This is a genomic window from Streptomyces sp. NBC_00212 (assembly GCF_045206365.1).
Classification (GTDB): domain Bacteria; phylum Actinomycetota; class Actinomycetes; order Streptomycetales; family Streptomycetaceae; genus Streptomyces.
Window position 1 is genome coordinate 5,013,108 of sequence record NZ_CP108115.1, and the last position, 15,618, is coordinate 5,028,725.

Below are 15,618 nucleotides of genomic sequence, written 5' to 3' on the forward strand. Positions count from 1 at the left end.
CCCTCTTAAACGGGCGCATCCGTTCAGGTACCGTGCTGCCGCATGAGCGCAGCAGCCGGAGCCACCGCACCCGTCTGGGGTCGGGCCGAACAGCAGGACTTCCGTAGCCGGGTACGGGGTTGTCTGCTCGGCGGGGCCATCGGGGACACGCTCGGCGCGGGCGTCGCGGGGCTCGCCCTGGCCGAGATCCGCGAGCGGCACGGCACGGACGCGCTGGGCGACCTCGTCCCCGCGTACGGCCGCGCGGGCGCGGTGAGCGCGGCCACCCAGCTCACCCTGTTCACCGTCGACGGGCTCATACGCGCCCAGGTGCGCCGCGACACCGGCGCCTGGCACCCGCCCACCGATGTGCACCGGGCGCATCTGCGGTGGGCCGCGACACAGCGCGACTGGGGGCCCGACGAGCGCCGCGAGGACAACGGCTGGCTGGCCCGCGAGGAGTGGCTCTACGCCCGCCGCGACCCCGCCAAGGCCTGCCTCGTAGGGCTCGGCGACGACGTCATGGGCACCCTGGAACAGCCCAAGAACCCGGGCGCCGACGACCCTGCCGCGCTCACCCGGTCCGCGCCCTTCGGCCTTCTGGTCGGCTGGGAGCCGCAGTTGGTGCTCCAGCTCGCCGTGGAGTGCGCGGCGCAGACCCACGGCGACCCGGCGGCCTACCTGTCGGCGGGCGCGCTCGCCGTCGTCGTGCACGGCCTGGCCCGGGGCGAGTCCATGGACGGCGCCGTCCAGCGGGCCCTCGCGCAGCTCGCCGTGCGCCCCGGGCACCAGCCGGTCACCGAGGCGCTCAAGCACGCGCTCGGCGCGGTACGGCAGGGCATGCCGAGCCCGAGCCTGGTCGCCACGCTCGGCACCGGGCACACCGCCCCCGAGGCCCTGGCGATCGGCGTGTACTGCGCGCTGGTAGGCGAGGACATCCGGCACGGCCTGCTGCTCTCGGTCAACCACGACGGGCCCTCGGACGCCACCGGCACCGTCTGCGGCAGCCTGCTCGGCGCGATGCACGGCGAGACCGCGCTGCCGCCCGCCTGGCTCGCCCAGCTCGAAGGAAGATCCACGCTGCTCGAACTCGCCGACGACTTCGCGATGGAGATGACCCAGGGCCCCGCGCTGCACGGTCCCGCCGTCAACACGGCGAGTTGGCTGCTGCGCTATCCGAGGGGCTGAAACCACTCGTGCGGGCGGATGGCGGGCTCCAGAACCGCGTGTCCCTCGCGCGCGCACGCGTGAGTTCGCCAGGGTCGTCGTCATGACCCCCATCCCCAAGGCCCGCACCGCGTACTCCCGCGGCCTGTCGGCACGCTGGTTCACGGCCCCGCTGGTCGCCCTCGTGCTGCTCGGCAGCGGCGCGGGCACCTCGATCGCGGCCCCGGCCGACGACGCAGGCCACCAGCAGTACGTCCAGTCCGAGGAGGAGCCCGCGTTCACCGAACCCTCGGCCCGCGAGGGCGACCTCCCGCCGTACGACGCCCGGGACGCCCAACAGGCCGTCGACGACATGGTGATGGACGAGAACGAGGACGACGGCCAGCACTGCCCGCCGCAGAACGACGACGCGAAGCTCCTCCGTTACGAGCGCTGGGGCCCGCACCGCGACGACGCCTATCCAGCCAACGGCGGCGACGCCCGGCGCGAGCCGGGGATCGTCGGCTGAACCCCGGCGACGTGTTGGCCCGCGCCCGTCGGGGAGCCCGGGGCGGGCCGTCACACCCGTACCACCGAAGGTCAGTCGGCCGTCGCCACCTTCGTGTCCCCGGCCTCCGGCTGAGCCGGCACGGACGCCGCGGCGGACGCCGAACCCGGGCCGTCGTCATCGGAGTTGATGCGGGCGAGCAGCGCGTCCCGCTCCGGGGTGTCCTCCGGCCTGAGCAGGCCGATCACGACGTACAGGACGAGCGAGATCGCCAGCGGCACCGACACCTGCCACTGCAGCGCCACCCCGGTCTTCTGCGAGCCGTCCAGGTCGTAGTTCACGAAGAAGAACGCGAGCAGCCCGGCCGCCCAGCTGGTGAGCGCCGCCGTGGGGCCGGACTTCCGGAAGGTCTTGAGCATGCCCAGCATGAACGGGATCGCGATCGGGCCCATGAGCCCGGCCACCCACTTGATCACGACGGTGATGATGTCCTTGAACGCGGGTGAATTGACCTGCGTCGCGACCGTCATCGACAGGCCGAGGAAGACCAGCGTCGACAGGCGCGCGGCGACGAGCCCCGCGCGCGAGTTCCAGGCCCGGGCCGACTTCGACAGGACGGGCATGATGTCCCGGGTGAAGACGGCCGAGATGGCGTTGGCGTCCGAGGAGCACATGGCCATGGTGTGCGAGAAGAAGCCGACGACGACCAGGCCGAGCATGCCGTGCGGCAGCAGCGTCTCGGTCATCAGGGCGTAACTGTCCGACCCGTCCGGCTTCTTGGCGTGGACCAGGAGCGGCGCGCACCACATCGGGAAGAAGAGCACCGTCGGCCAGACCGCCCACAGAATCGCCGAGAGCCGGGCCGAACGGGTCGCCGAGCGCGCCGAGTCGGTGGCCATGTAGCGCTGGGCCTGGTTCCACATGCCGCCGTTGTACTCGAAGGTCTTGATGAACAGGAACGCCATCAGGAACGTGACGGTGTACGGGCCCGCGGTGGGGTGCGCGTGGCCGCTGGGCAGCTTGTCCCAGACCGTCCACAGCGTGGAGAAGCCGTCCAGCTTGCCCATGACCGCGATCAGCATCGCGAGCCCGGCGAACAACTGGATGATGAACTGGCCCAGTTCCGTCAGCGCGTCCGCCCACAGCCCGCCGACCGTGCAGTACACCGCGGTGATGCAGCCCGTGATGAAGATGCCTTGCGTGATCGTGATGCCGGTGAACACCGACAACAGGGTGGCGATGGCAGCCCACTTGGCGCCCACGTCGACGATCTTCAGCAGCAGCCCGGACCAGGCGAGGGCCTGCTGGGTCGAGACGTTGTAGCGGTTCTTGAGGTATTCGAGCGGGGAGGCCACGTGCAGCTTGGAGCGCAGCCGGTTGAGCCGGGGCGCGAAGAGCTTCGCGCCGATGCCGATGCCGACGGCGATGGGGAACGACCAGGTCACGAAGGACGTGACGCCGTACTGGTAGGCGATGCCCGCGTAGCCGGTGAACATCACCGCGCTGTAGCCGGACATGTGGTGCGAGATGCCGGACAGCCACCACGGCATCCTGCCGCCGGCGGTGAAGAAGTCGGAGACATTGTCGACCCGCTTGTGGGACCAGATGCCGATCGCGACCATCACGCCGAAGTAGCCGATGAGCACGGCCCAGTCGAGACTGTTCATGTGCCCCCTCCAAGGGGTCCGCCTTGTGAACGTCACTGCGCGACGTCAATGGACTCGGATGCTCTTCGTCAGTACGTCCGGCTCAGCGGCGCCCCGTGCGGGAGCGGGGACTTCGGGGATTGAACCCCTTGTCGGAGGGGGTGGTCAAGACATCTCGCGATCACGGATATGAACGCCGATCAGAAAGTAGAACGATTTTGCCGCCCCTTTGCTTCGAGGGGTGTTGTCGTGCGCGTGACGGGGGCCACACCATGGGGGCACTTCGTCAGGCTCCGTACATCGGACTCCATGCATAGGACTCCCTGCATCGGGCTCCCTGCACACGCGAACGACCGCACGGGATGCGGGTCCCGTGCGGCCGAAAGAGTCAGGTGCAACTGCCTGGTTCTGTACGTGAGTTGATGGGCCGGGCTACCTCATCAGCTCGCCCGCGTTCACCAGCAGCGACTGGCCGGTGATCGCGCGGGCCCGGTCCGAGGCCAGGAAGATCACGGCGTCCGCGACATCGGCGTCCGTGGCCAGCTCCGGCAGGGCCATCCGCTCGGTGAGCCGCCCGAGCACCTCCTCCTCGGGCACCCCCTCGGTGTGCGCGGTGAACTGGACGTACGCCTGCACCGGCGGCCCCCACATCCAGCCCGGCAGCACCGTGTTGACCCGGATCCGGTCCGGTCCGAGCTCGCGCGCCATGGAGTACATCGCGGACGTCAGCGCCCCCTTCGAGGCCGCGTACGCCGCCTGCCAGACCTGCGAGGGCGCCGCCACCGACGACTGCGTGCCGATCACGACGACCGAGCCGCCGCGCGCCTTGAGCGCGGGCAGGCAGGCGCGCGTCATGCGCAGGGTGCCGAGCAGATTCACGTCGATGACCTGCTGCCAGGTGGCGAAGTCCGCGTCCTTAAGGCCGCCGAAGTAGCTGTCCCAGGCCGCGACGTGGACGACCGCGTCGATCCCGCCGAAGCGCTCCACGGCGAGCGCCGCGAGCGCCTCGCACTGGGCCTCGTCGGTGATGTCGGTCGGCGCGTGCGCGGTGTGGGCGCCGTCCGGGTCGATCTCGGCCGCCGACTTCGCGAGGTTGGCCTCGGTGCGCGCGCCGAGCACCGCGTTGCCTCCGTCGCGCACGACGGCCGCGGCGACCTGGTGCCCGAGCCCGGCCCCGACCCCGGACACGATGACGGTCTTCCCACTCAGCAACATCCGGTCGCCTCCCGGCTCTGGCACTTCGTCTGACGGGGCGTCAGAGTAAGTCCGTCCGGTGGTGGAGGGAAGGGATGCGGCATGACGGAGGACACACGGCCCGAGGCCTACGCGGAGCTGGCGTCGGTGGGGCCCTACGGGGTGCGCCCGGGGCACGCGCTGATCACCATGGTGGAGCCGCACCCGGGCCATGAGTACGCGTACAACCGCTGGTACGAGGACGACCACTACTACGCCGGCGCGATGGCCATGCCCTGGATGTACGCGGGGCGCCGCTGGGTGGCGACCCGCGAACTCCAGGAGCTGCGCTACCCGGAGAAGTCCGCGATCGCCCAGCCGGTGAACGCGGGCTGCTACCTCTCCACGTACTGGATCACCGACGGGCGCTACGGCGAGCACATGAAGTGGACCGTCGGCATCAACAAGCGGCTCAACCGCGACGGGCGGGTCTACCAGGACCGCACCCACGTCTTCACCGCGTTCCAGGACCACGAGGCGACCGTCTACCGCGACGGCGCGGCGGGGCCGCGCGACTACCACGCCCTGGACCACCCGTACGCGGGCCTCGTCCTGGAGGTCATCGACGCCGAAAGCACGGAAGCACGGGCCGAGTTGCTGGAGTGGCTGCGCTCCCGGCAGCTGCCCAAGCGCCTCGCCGGGGGGCCCGCCGCGATGGTGACGGTGTTCCGGCCGACGCCGCTGCCGGGCGACCGCATGACGTACGTGAAGCAGGTCGAGGGCGTCGGCACCCGGCTCACACTGCTGTGGTTCCTGGAGCGGGATCCGCGGGAGGTGTGGGCGGACCACTTCACGGGTCTTGACGCCGAGATCGCCGGAACGGGCCTGGGGAGGCTGGAGTTGGCGGCGCCGTTCATTCCCACCGTGCCGGGCACCGACCGCTACGTGGACGAGCTCCGGTAGCCGTCGGGGGCGCGGACGTGGCCGAGCCCCCTCGGCCGGGACGGCGGACCAGTCGAGAGGGCTCTTGTCGGTAATGCGGGTATCACGTCGGCTGTCGTGGTGGTCAGCTGAGGGAATCCCGGGTCACCTCGGCCACGAACGCGTTCCACGCGCCGGGGGCGAAGGCGATCGAGGGGCCCTCGACGACTTTCGAGTCGCGCACGGCGATGGCGTGCGTCTCGGGGGACTTGACTTCGACACATGCGCCGTTTCCGGTGGAGTACGAGGACTTGGTCCAAGTGTCCGTGGCGCCCTGAAGAATGGCCATGTTCGCTCCGGTTCTTGCCAGTTGGTCGTTCTCGGCCAACGTTCTTCGTTGGCGTGATCGACGCTACTCGCAGGTCCCGGGGTACGAGGTGGCCATTCACTCGACCGGATGGCATATTCCGGCCGGGCCTTCCATCGCAGTGGGCGAGGGGTGTACGGTGCCGCGCTTCAGTCCTCAGCCGGCCGTGCCGCGGGCGTAGTCCTTCGCGATCCCGGTAATGAATTCCCGGGTCTGGTCCACATTCAGGGCCTGCGCACGCAGGTGCTCGTACATCACGCTGTATTTCTGGACATCATTGGCCTTTTCCAGGTAAAGGTCGCTGGTGACGCCCTCGATGTAGACGACGCTTGAGTCCGAGGCGTCCGGAAATTCCAGAATCGCGTACTGGCCGTTGATTCCCGGATGCGCGCCCATGCTGAACGGCAGTACCTGCACGGTGACATGGGGCAGTTGGGACCGCTCGATGAGGAACTCCAGCTGGTCGATCATCAATTGCTTGTCGCCGACCCGGCGGCGCAGCGCCGCCTCGTCGATGACCACCCACAGCCGCAGGGGGTTCTCCGCCGCCCGTACCCGCTCCTGCCGCCGCAACCGGACGTTCACCCGTTTCTCGACGTCCGTGGGGGCTGTCTCCGGGAGCGCCCCCGCGATGAGGGCCTCCGCGTACTGCGGGGTCTGGAGCAGGCCCGGGACGACCTGCGGATCGTAGACGCGCAGGCTCGCGGCGTCCGTCTCCAGACCGATGTAGACGCTGTACGGGATGTCGCCGAAGGCGTGCCACCAGCCCTGCTGGCGGGAGTCCTTGGCCATCTGCATCAGCGAATCGACGATGCGGTGGTCCTCGACCTCGTACACCCCGCACAGATCGCGCACGTCGCGCTGGCTGATGGAACGGCGGCCGTTCTCAAGGCGGCTGATCTTCGACTGGGACACCAGCAGGCGTTCGGCCACCTCTTCGGCGGTCATGCCTTTCAGCTCGCGGAGTCTGCGCAACTCCTGGCCCAGTCGGCGCCGCCTGACGGTGGGATTGACATTGGACGCCACGGGAAACGCACCTCCGGCTCACGGCTTTTCTGTTCTTCTGCTCTGCAGACTGCCACCAACATCCGGGCGCGCGCTGGAAAACGGCCACACACAGCGACTACGCAAACGCGCGGGGCTGTTGGGACAGCCCCGCGCGTTTCATGGTGCGGCTCCCGAACCGGGTCATGGGGACGACGGTGCGGCGGTATTGCGGTGCGACTGGTGATGCGGATTCTGCCGGTGCTGCTAGTGGTGGGCCACGGCCCTCGCCATCGCCCCGTGGTGCGGCTGCATCGGGACGCCGGCCGCCGCTGCGTGGCGGCTTCCGTTGTCCGGCGCGGCGCCGGGGCCCTGGCCGCCTCGGCGTGGCTGAGCGGCCACACCGTTCTGGACGTCCATCACGGCGTGCGCGACGAGACCGCCCATCGGGTCGTGCCTGATCAGGTCCCTGAGACGGGAGCGCGATGACCGCCCCTCGTTGCCGGGGTACAGGTGCTTGCCGAGCCCGACTGCGTGGGCCAGCGCGGCAAGCGCCGCGGTCCGCGGGTCCGGCGGTACGCCGGTGCGGATCGCACTGTCCAGCCGGGCCCTGATGTCCCGGCTGATCGCTGTCTCCGTCGCTTGGTAGCGAGTCGTCGGCAGCACCCCGCACATCTGGCCCGACACGGCATGGACCATGCCGCACCGCTCCAGGTGCGCGAGGTAAATCTGGCGGAGCCCGAGGCGGGGCCCGCCGATCCAGTGGACGGCCCGAACCGGGCTGCCGCGCCTGCGCAGCAGTTCCAGTGCGGAGTCCAAGGTCGGATCTCCTGTCGGCCGTGCCATCACCACGGCGATACGATCCCCGTCTGGGGCTATCCGTCCTGCCAGAGCCAGCTCCACTAGCTGGGCTCCGGCGAGGCCGAGGTCGAGCGACTGCGGCTGCGCTGTGGTACCCGTGGCCGGGTCCAGAGCGAGCAGCAACAGCTCTTCCGGAATAGTTCTGCGGCTCCTGCCCATCCATGCCTCCCCGCGTGGATGAATGACAGGGTGACCCCTCTCACATTCATCTGTCGAGAGCGCCTGGGTGGTTCGTACGGGAACCGACAGGTATGTCGTTCTCGTCTAGCCGGGGGGTCCTACCCGGCACACGGGACACTGGTACATGGTTCGGACAGTTTCGGATGACGCCACCCGGCGTCTGGAGGAGGCATCGGTGGCGGGCGAGTCCCCCGACAAGTCGGAGCAGAAGCAGTCGTCGGGGGAGACGACTACGAGCGAACGCGACCCGCGTATCGCTGTCTCCCACTCCCCGTCCCCCTCCGGGGCCCCTGCCGGAGTGGACGGAGCCAAGGCGGCGAACGGTTCCGGCTCCGGTGCCGGTACGGGTTCCGGGCCGGCCTCCGGTTCGGCTTCGACCGCTGCGGCTTCCGCGGCGGGCGGCGTCGATCAGGCGACCGCGGTCTTCCGGGCCCCGCGCCAGGAGGACGGCGACTCCCGGCTCCGCGCGGCGGTCGCGGCATGGGTCGACCAGGAGGCGGACCCGAAGGGCGAGGCGGCGTCCGAGGGCGCGGCTTCCGAGGGCACGGCTTCCGAGGGCGCGGCTTCCGATCGCGCGGTTTCCGAGCCGGAGGCGGCCGCTGAGCCGGCCAAGCCGGGGGACGCCGCGAAGGCCGAGGCTCCGAAGGCAGAGGACGCCAAGCCCGCCAGCCCCGAGTCGGCCGCCGAGTCGGCCGCCGAGTCGGCCACCGAGTCGGCCGCCCCCAAGGCGGATCAGGCCAAGCCGGAAGCGTCCAAGGACAGCGGCACCGGTACCGACACCGAGGCAGCCGCCCCGAAGCCGGACGGCGCCAAGCCCGCGCCCGCGCCCGCGACCTCCGGCACCGAGCCTGAGCCGTCCGACAACGCTGCCACCGCCGCTGACGCGGAGCCCGGCGACGCCAGGGCCGACCACGCCAAGCCGGACGACGACCGGGCCGACGACGACCGGGCCGACGACGAAGGCGCGGCCCCCGGCGCGCGAGCCACCTCTTGGGGAGCCAAGGCGACTCCCGCCGAGGCCGGCGGATCGACCCCCGCCGAGCCGAAGGCGAGCCCCGCGAAGGCCGAGTCCAAGGCAGCGCCTTCCGACCCCGAGGCCGACGGATCGAGCCCGTCCGAAGCCGGTGCGAAGCCTGCCGAGCCCAAGGGGATCGACCAGCCCACCGCCGTCTTCAAGGCCCCCGCGCCGCCCGCCGTCGACCAGCCCACCGCGATGCTCAAGCTGCCCGCGCCCAAGCGGGAGCCCGCCGGTGAGGGGACCGGCAAGCGGTCCAGCCAGTTCATACCGCTGCGCTCGGACGACGCGGGCGCGGGCACGGCCGCCCCCGCCAAGAACCTCAACACCCCGGCGAACGGCCTCGACGCCCCCGTCAGGAAGCCCGAGGCGCCGAAGGTCACCCCGCCGCCCGCCGCCGGCCCCGGCCCCGCCGCGGCCATCCCCGAGCGTGCCGAGCGGACCCGGCAGCAGCCGCTCCCGCCGAAGCCCCCGCTCGATCTGCTCGCCGAGCTGACGAACACCCCGCCCCCGCCGCAGACCCCGGTCCGCACCACGGTGCGGCGGTTCAAGATCTGGACCCCGCTGGTCCTGCTCCTCCTGATCGTCTTTGCAGTCGTACAGATCATGCGGCCGCTTCCGGAGCCGAAGCTGACCCTGACCTCGGCGGCGACGTACACCTTCGACGGCGGCGCGCTGAACCTGCCGTGGCCGGCCGAGGGGCAGTCGGCGGTGTCCGTGGACGGGGTGGGCAGCCTCGGTACGCACGGGGAGCAGAAGCCCGCGCCGCTGGCGAGCGTGGCCAAGACGATGACCGCGTACGTGATCCTCAAGGGCCACCCGATAACCGGGAAGCAGGAGGGCGAGAAGATCACGGTCGACCAGCAGGCCGAGGACGACGCGAAGAAGCCCGACGAGTCGACGGCGCCGATCCGCAAGGACCAGCAGTTCACCGAGAAGCAGATGCTCGAACTGCTGATGATCCCGTCCGGCAACAACGCCGCCCGTCTGCTGGCCCGCTGGGACGCCGGATCCGAGGAGGCGTTCATCGCGAAGATGAACGACGCCGCCAAGGAACTCGGCATGACCAGCACCACGTACACCGACCCGAGCGGTCTGAAGGAGACCACGGTCTCCACGCCGACCGACCAGCTCAAGCTGGCCCAGGCCGTCATGCAGAACGACGTGTTCCGCGGCATCGTCAACACGCCCCAGATCAAGATCCCGGGCATCGACACGATGATCTACAACAACAACACGATCCTGCTGAAGCCGGGTGTCAGCGGCATCAAGACCGGCTCCTCGACCCCGGCCGGCGGCAATCTGCTGTGGTCGGCCGACACGGTCGTCGACGGCAAGAACCAGCGGATCTACGGCATCGTCATGGGCCAGCGCACCGGCACCACCCTCGACAACAAGCTGAAGGCCGCGATCAACAACAGCTACACGCTGATCCAGGCCGTGCAGAAGGCCGTCACCTCGGCGACGGTCGTCAAGAAGGGCGACGTCGTCGGGTACGTCGACGACGGGCTCGACGGGAAGACCCCGCTGGTCGCCGCCAAGGACCTCAAGGCGGTCGGCTGGCCGGGCCTGAAGGTGGACGTCACGCTGGGCGCGGGCGGCAAGCCCGTCCCGCACTCGGCGAAGGCCGGCACCGTCGTGGGCGAGCTGTCCATCGGCTCGGGCAACGGCAGGCTGACCGCGCCGGTCGAGCTGAAGAGCGCCCTGACCGAACCGGGCACGGGCGACAAGCTCACCCGACTGGGCTGACCGGCCCCGATCGCATCGAGGGCGCCCCGACCTGCGGGGCGCCCCCGTGCTAGCTTCGGGCAACTGAGGACGCGGGGACGGCGTCCTTGGAATCAGGGGACAATCTCGGGGGAGAGCCCTGGGGGAGAACCTCGGGGAACCCCGCGCGGACCGTGTGCAGATGCACACGGTCGCGCTTGCCAGGTGAGACAGCGTGAGGCGGGAGAGCCGCAGTGACCACCGCTGAGCCGACGCCCACCCGCGCCGACAGCACCGCGAGTACGAGCACCACGACCGAGGAGAAGACGGGGACGACATCCTGGTCCAAGGCGCGAATACGCCTGGGATTGGGAACGGGACCGGGAACGGGACCGGGGCTGAGCCCGGACTCGTGGCCGATGCGTCACCCCGTCGCGTTCGTGACGGCGGCCGCGGCCGTGACCCACGTCCTCTGGTTCTTCCTCTTCGCGAACAGCGGCGGAGACCTCGCGGCACAGGACGCCTGGGCCGAGTTCGTGGGCCGCCACCCGACGTCCGCGTACAACCTGGCCTGGTACGGCGGGATGCACCCGGTCTCGTACAGCGTGGTCTCGCCGTATCTGATGACGGTGCTCGGTGTGCGGACGACGATGATGATCGCCGGGACCGTGTCGGCCGGGCTCACCGCGCTGATCCTGGTGCGCGTGAAGGCGGTCCGCAACCCGCTGGCCTGCTCTTTCGCCGCGCTGTTCGCGTTCTTGTGCAACGCGATGTCGGGCCGGGTGACGTTCGGGCTCGGCATGATGTTCGCGCTCGGCGCGGTGGCCGCGGTGTTCTGCTGGCCGCACAACAAGCGCGAGAACCGCTGGCCGAAGGCGGCCGTGGCCGCGCCCTGCGCCGCGCTCGCCACGGCGAGCAGCCCGGTCGCCGGGCTGTTCCTCGGCCTCGTCGCGGCCGCGCTGTTCCTGAACAAGCGCCGCCCGGGCGCGTACGTGATCGGCCTGCCGCCGGTAGTGGTGGTCGGCCTGTCGGCGTGGCTGTTCCCCTTCTCGGGCACGCAGCCGATGTCGCTGGCCACGACCTCCGGGCCCTTCCTCTTCGCGGTGCTGATCATCTTCCTCGTACCGAAGGACTGGCGGACGGTCCGCACGGCGGCGCTGGTGTACGGCGTCGCGGTGCTGCTGTGCTTCGCGATCCAGTCGCAGATCGGCTCGAACATCACGCGCATGGCGATGCTGTTCGCCGGAGTGGTGCTGCTCGCGGCCCTCCCGTACACGGTGCCGAAGTCCCGCAAGTGGTACGCGGTGCTGCTGGCCTTCGTCGGCCTCAACGGGTGGATCGGCTTCAAGTCGGTGGACGACATCGTGAGCACCGCCCCCGCCGCGACCTGGGCGCGCGATCTGGCGCCGCTGGTCGACCAGTTGCAGGGGCTCGACGCGGAGACCGGCCGGGTCGAGGTGGTCCCCGCCTCCAGCCACCGGGAGGCCTCCGCGTTCACCCCGTACGTGAACCTGGCGCGCGGCTGGAACCGCCAGGCGGACATGCAGCGCAACCCGCTGTTCTACGACGACACCCTGAACGCGGACAACTACCACGCCTGGCTGAACCGCTGGGCGGTGCGCTACGTGGTGCTGCCGCTGGGCCCGGCGGACGTCAACGGCGCCGTCCAGGAGGGCAAGCTCATCAAGGAGGGCCTGCCGTACCTGAAGCAGATCTGGTCGAACGAGCACTGGCGCCTGTTCGCGGTCGACAACCCGACCCCGCTGGCGGACCCGCCCGCCACGGTCAAGCACGCCGGCGAGGGCGAGGTCACGGTCGAGGTCCGCTCCCCGGGCAAGATCCTGATCCGCATCCCGTACTCGCCCTGGCTGAAGCTGGTCGACGCGAAGGGCAAGGGGGTCGTGCCGCCGCAGGAGACGCCGGAGTCCAAACTCCGCGGCCACGGCCAGAAGACGTACACGAACCCGAACGGCTGCCTCCGCAAGGCCCCGATGACGTCCTCGGGCGACGAGTGGACCGAACTCCTCGCCCCGAAACCGGGCACGTATTACGTGGCCGCGCCGTACAGCATTCCCCGGGGGACGGGGTGCCCGGAGGGGGTGGTCGAGCCGTGAGGGCTCCGCTCCTCCGGCAGACGTTCCGGGCCGGGTAGGAACTGCCTGCCGTCGGTCATCCGGACCAGGGTTGCCGGAAGTCTCCAGAAGCCTCCGAGAGGTCGCGGATCAGGCCTGCCCCCTGGGGCGGGTGAGCGTCTCGACTGCGTCCAGCGCGAGGTGCCAAGGGAATGCGGCCGGGTTTCCCCGCTTGGGCGGGTGCGAGGCGTACCCGGCCTTCCCGTCGAGGTAGGCCACACCCTGCGCCCGCAGGTCCGAGATGCTCCGGGCCACTGCGGGCTGGGCCCCCTGAGCCTGATTGAAGTACGGCATCGCGGCGACCGGCACACTCATGTGGACACCCTCGGAGACGAGGCCGAGTGCCAGCGTGTCGGCGATCCCCGCGCCCCACTTGTTGAGGCTCGTGCAGCTCAACGGCGCCACCAGCATGGCGTCGGCCTTCGGCAACGCATCGCTCTCGCCCGGGAGTTTGTACTGCGAGCGCACGGGATGCCCCGTCAGCTCCGCCAACTCGCCGAGACGCGGCTCCCACCAGCGGGCCGCCGCCGGAGTGAGCACGAGGCATGTGTCCCACCCCCGTGCCTGCGCCTGGCGCACCCCTTCCTCGACGAACTCGGCGGGCCCGGCGGCGCAAGCGATCAGGTACAGAACTCGTCGTGTCATGCCGGGAGTCCACAGCGCCCGGCCAATGCGCGCAAGCCGGAGTCCGGGGCGGCCGTCGCAGCCACCACGTCCTTCACCAGGCTGACGGTGGACGGGCGCCCATAGACCTCCTCCGGCGCGAGCCTGGCCGCCTCCTGCAGTGCCTTGGCCGCCTCTTCCTTGTGCCGTGTCACAAGTTGAGCGCGTGCCAGTGTGATGTGGTGCTGTGCGCGGCGCTCATATGTCAGGCCGGCCAGTACCCCGGGTTCCAGCGCAGCCCCGGCCTCCAGTGCCGACCAGCCGTCCTCGAAGCGCGTCAGCACGTCCACCCGGTGCATCTTCACGTTCGTCGGCCCGAACATCGTCCAGTCCTCGTTCAGGTCCGCACCCTGCTGGGCGGCGACGTCCGCAGCCTGGTCGACGTATTCAGTGGCCTGCCGCACCGCTTCCGGCGACCGCTGCACATTGGACGCCGCGATCGCGGCATTGAGATACAGCATCCCCAGCGTCGAAAGACCCAGTGGTCCACATGCCTTCAAGTCCGCTGTGAGCCGGTCGGCCGCATCGAGCGCGAACTCGACTGCTGCAAACGGCAGTTGCTGATACGTCAAGGACTTCGCCACGCGACGGGCTGCGGCCCCGATGGCAACCGGGTCCCCCGACCTCTCGGCCGCAGTCAGCGCGCGGTCGGCCACCACGGCTGCTGGAATCGCTGTCGACCGCCCGTACTTGTGCAGAAAGGAGGCCGCCAACTGCAGAGTGCGCGACAGCAGGACGTGTGCCTCGGCGGCCTCTCCCTCTGCCGCATCGGCGGCGGCTTGGGCGAGCACGATCAGCTGAGGCAGGTCCCGGCCCAGAGCCCCGTAATGGGAAGCCTGGAAGGCCTCACAGCAGTACGTGAGCCGCCGCTTGATGTCGGCGAGCTGCGGTGGCGGAACGTCATCACCCGGCCTGCGGTAGAGGGCGTCGATGACCGCACCAGTCTCGGCAGGCGCCACATCATCGGCGGGTGGCGGGGGCGGTGCATCGGACAGGAGCTGCTCCAGAGGAACGCGCAGGACCCTCGCCGCGCGCACCAGAACCGACAGGCGCGGATCTCGCTGGCGCTTCCCGCCCTCCAAGTCCTGCACCCACCGCGTGGCCTGCCCCATCAGGCGGCCGAAGTCGGCCTGGGTGAATCCGCGGCGTTCCCGCCAGCAGGCGATGCGGCGGCCGATGCGGCCAGCGTCCATGGCGCACTCCCGAGCAGGCCACGCACTCTGCGTGCCCGTCTCCGTTGTACCGCGCCCTACGGTGCAGCCACAGGCGATCACGCGCCGGGCCACACCTGTGAGGTACGGGATGACGGAACAGCCAGATCTTGGAGACCAGCGCCTGCTGATCGGCAGGCAACCCTGCTGCCACGACGGCGTGCTCACGGACGAGCCGGTCAAGATCGGTGAAGCCCATACGGCGGCAGGCGTCGGCGAGGACATCTACTGCTGCCGACAGCACCTCCCGCTGTACGGAGCAGACGCAATGACGCCGATGAGCCGCACCAAGTTCTGCGTCTCCTGCGACCAGCCAATTGAGGGTGCCGCCATCAAGGTCGCGGGCGAGAGTCACCTGGGCGCGTCGAGCGGGGCCAGAGGAGACGACTACCGGCATGTGAAGGGCGACCCGGCTTGTCGGCCGCGTGGCCGTTGATGCCGAGGACTTCGATGCCCCGGGCCGCTGGTGGCGCGAGGCGCTGGGCCGGACCGTGGGTGTTGAGTGCTGGGGGAGCGGCTCGGGGCTGGGGGGCGGATGGCTCCGGCGCCCTGATACGGCACGGGCAAGGCTGAGCCGAGGTCCCCGAGCGGTCAGACACAGGCTCTCAGAGCAGTCCCCGCACGTACGCGGCCTGGCCGACATGCTGGAGGTCGTCGCCCAGCACGCTCACCAGGCGGACGCCCAGCGTCACCGGCGGGTCCCAGCGCTCGTCCACGACGCGGTTGAGCGCATTGCCGTCGAGCTTGCCGAGGAAGCCGAGCGTCTGCTCGTGGACCGCGTCGTAGTAGTCGAGCAGCAGCCTGCCCGACGCCACCCGCACCTGGCCGACCTGCTTGGACGTGTGCCCGTATCCGGTGTCCGTCTTCACCAGAGGCAGATCGAAGCGGTCTGCCCAGCCCTTCGCCAGCCACACCTGCTCGATCCCGGCCGCGTCGGCGATGTGGTCGTCCTGCACCCGGGTGAGATGCCAGACGAGCCATGCGATGGAGTTCGCCTCGCCGTCCCCCGGCCGGGCGTGGAGATCGTCGACGGAGAGCCCGTCGACGACGGCGTGCACCTCTCCCTGGATGCGTCCGTAACCGTCGATGAGTACGTCCTGTGAGCGCATGCCACGCAGTCTCGTC

Annotated in this window: 14 protein-coding genes; 6 read left to right on the forward strand and 8 right to left on the reverse strand. The window is 70.2% G+C overall.

Annotated features, from left to right (window positions below; translation table 11 throughout):
• The first annotated feature begins 42 nt into the window (after positions 1-42).
• Both OHA17_RS23090 and OHA17_RS23095 read left to right on the forward strand, forming a co-directional pair.
• Complete coding sequence (locus OHA17_RS23090) at positions 43-1,167, forward strand: ADP-ribosylglycohydrolase family protein (RefSeq protein WP_406508181.1); 1,125 nt, start codon at positions 43-45, stop codon at positions 1,165-1,167.
• Positions 1,168-1,249: 82 nt separating this feature from the next.
• A complete protein-coding gene (locus OHA17_RS23095) occupies positions 1,250-1,654 on the forward strand; it encodes a hypothetical protein (protein ID WP_406508182.1) in 405 nt (134 codons plus the stop codon).
• A 71-nt stretch (positions 1,655-1,725) separates the two neighbouring features.
• On the opposite strand, the gene OHA17_RS23100 is transcribed toward OHA17_RS23095, so the two are convergent.
• Positions 1,726-3,300 (reverse strand): sodium:solute symporter family protein, encoded by a 1,575-nt coding sequence (locus OHA17_RS23100; protein ID WP_398876074.1) that lies wholly within the window; start codon positions 3,298-3,300, stop codon positions 1,726-1,728.
• A gap of 411 nt (positions 3,301-3,711) precedes the next feature.
• On the reverse strand, positions 3,712-4,494 hold the full coding sequence (locus OHA17_RS23105; RefSeq protein ID WP_406508183.1) for an SDR family oxidoreductase: 783 nt from the start codon (positions 4,492-4,494) through the stop codon (positions 3,712-3,714).
• Between the two features lie 81 nt (positions 4,495-4,575).
• Between OHA17_RS23105 and OHA17_RS23110 the strand changes: the two genes are divergently transcribed.
• Positions 4,576-5,415: a hypothetical protein gene (locus OHA17_RS23110; protein ID WP_406508184.1), complete on the forward strand. Its 840-nt coding sequence runs from the start codon at positions 4,576-4,578 to the stop codon at positions 5,413-5,415.
• A 103-nt stretch (positions 5,416-5,518) separates the two neighbouring features.
• On the opposite strand, the gene OHA17_RS23115 is transcribed toward OHA17_RS23110, so the two are convergent.
• The 3 genes from OHA17_RS23115 to OHA17_RS23125 form a co-directional block, all read right to left on the reverse strand.
• Complete coding sequence (locus OHA17_RS23115) at positions 5,519-5,722, reverse strand: DUF397 domain-containing protein (RefSeq protein ID WP_406508185.1); 204 nt, start codon at positions 5,720-5,722, stop codon at positions 5,519-5,521.
• A 174-nt stretch (positions 5,723-5,896) separates the two neighbouring features.
• Complete coding sequence (locus OHA17_RS23120) at positions 5,897-6,766, reverse strand: helix-turn-helix transcriptional regulator (RefSeq protein ID WP_053727303.1); 870 nt, start codon at positions 6,764-6,766, stop codon at positions 5,897-5,899.
• 225 nt (positions 6,767-6,991) lie between these two features.
• On the reverse strand, positions 6,992-7,744 hold the full coding sequence (locus OHA17_RS23125; protein WP_406508186.1) for a GPP34 family phosphoprotein: 753 nt from the start codon (positions 7,742-7,744) through the stop codon (positions 6,992-6,994).
• A gap of 145 nt (positions 7,745-7,889) precedes the next feature.
• On the opposite strand from OHA17_RS23125, the gene OHA17_RS23130 reads away from it, so the two are divergent.
• Both OHA17_RS23130 and OHA17_RS23135 read left to right on the forward strand, forming a co-directional pair.
• Positions 7,890-10,529 carry a serine hydrolase gene (locus OHA17_RS23130; RefSeq protein WP_406508187.1) on the forward strand — a complete coding sequence of 880 codons (2,640 nt, stop codon included), beginning with the start codon at positions 7,890-7,892 and terminating at the stop codon, positions 10,527-10,529.
• Between the two features lie 212 nt (positions 10,530-10,741).
• Entirely contained in the window at positions 10,742-12,601 is a 1,860-nt protein-coding gene (locus tag OHA17_RS23135; RefSeq protein ID WP_406508188.1) for an MFS transporter, read from the forward strand.
• 108 nt (positions 12,602-12,709) lie between these two features.
• Here the strand turns inward: OHA17_RS23135 and OHA17_RS23140 are convergent, their stop codons facing one another.
• Both OHA17_RS23140 and OHA17_RS23145 read right to left on the reverse strand, forming a co-directional pair.
• Entirely contained in the window at positions 12,710-13,264 is a 555-nt protein-coding gene (locus OHA17_RS23140) for a flavoprotein (RefSeq protein ID WP_406508189.1), read from the reverse strand.
• Positions 13,261-14,475 carry a helix-turn-helix domain-containing protein gene (locus OHA17_RS23145; protein ID WP_406508190.1) on the reverse strand — a complete coding sequence of 405 codons (1,215 nt, stop codon included), beginning with the start codon at positions 14,473-14,475 and terminating at the stop codon, positions 13,261-13,263. Before OHA17_RS23145 ends, OHA17_RS23140 begins: the two co-directional genes overlap by 4 nt.
• A 109-nt stretch (positions 14,476-14,584) precedes the next feature.
• Between OHA17_RS23145 and OHA17_RS23150 the strand changes: the two genes are divergently transcribed.
• Positions 14,585-14,929: a hypothetical protein gene (locus OHA17_RS23150; protein ID WP_406508191.1), complete on the forward strand. Its 345-nt coding sequence runs from the start codon at positions 14,585-14,587 to the stop codon at positions 14,927-14,929.
• Positions 14,930-15,098: 169 nt separating this feature from the next.
• Here the strand turns inward: OHA17_RS23150 and OHA17_RS23155 are convergent, their stop codons facing one another.
• A complete protein-coding gene (locus OHA17_RS23155; RefSeq protein WP_406508192.1) occupies positions 15,099-15,602 on the reverse strand; it encodes a DUF664 domain-containing protein in 504 nt (167 codons plus the stop codon).
• Positions 15,603-15,618: the final 16 nt, after the last annotated feature.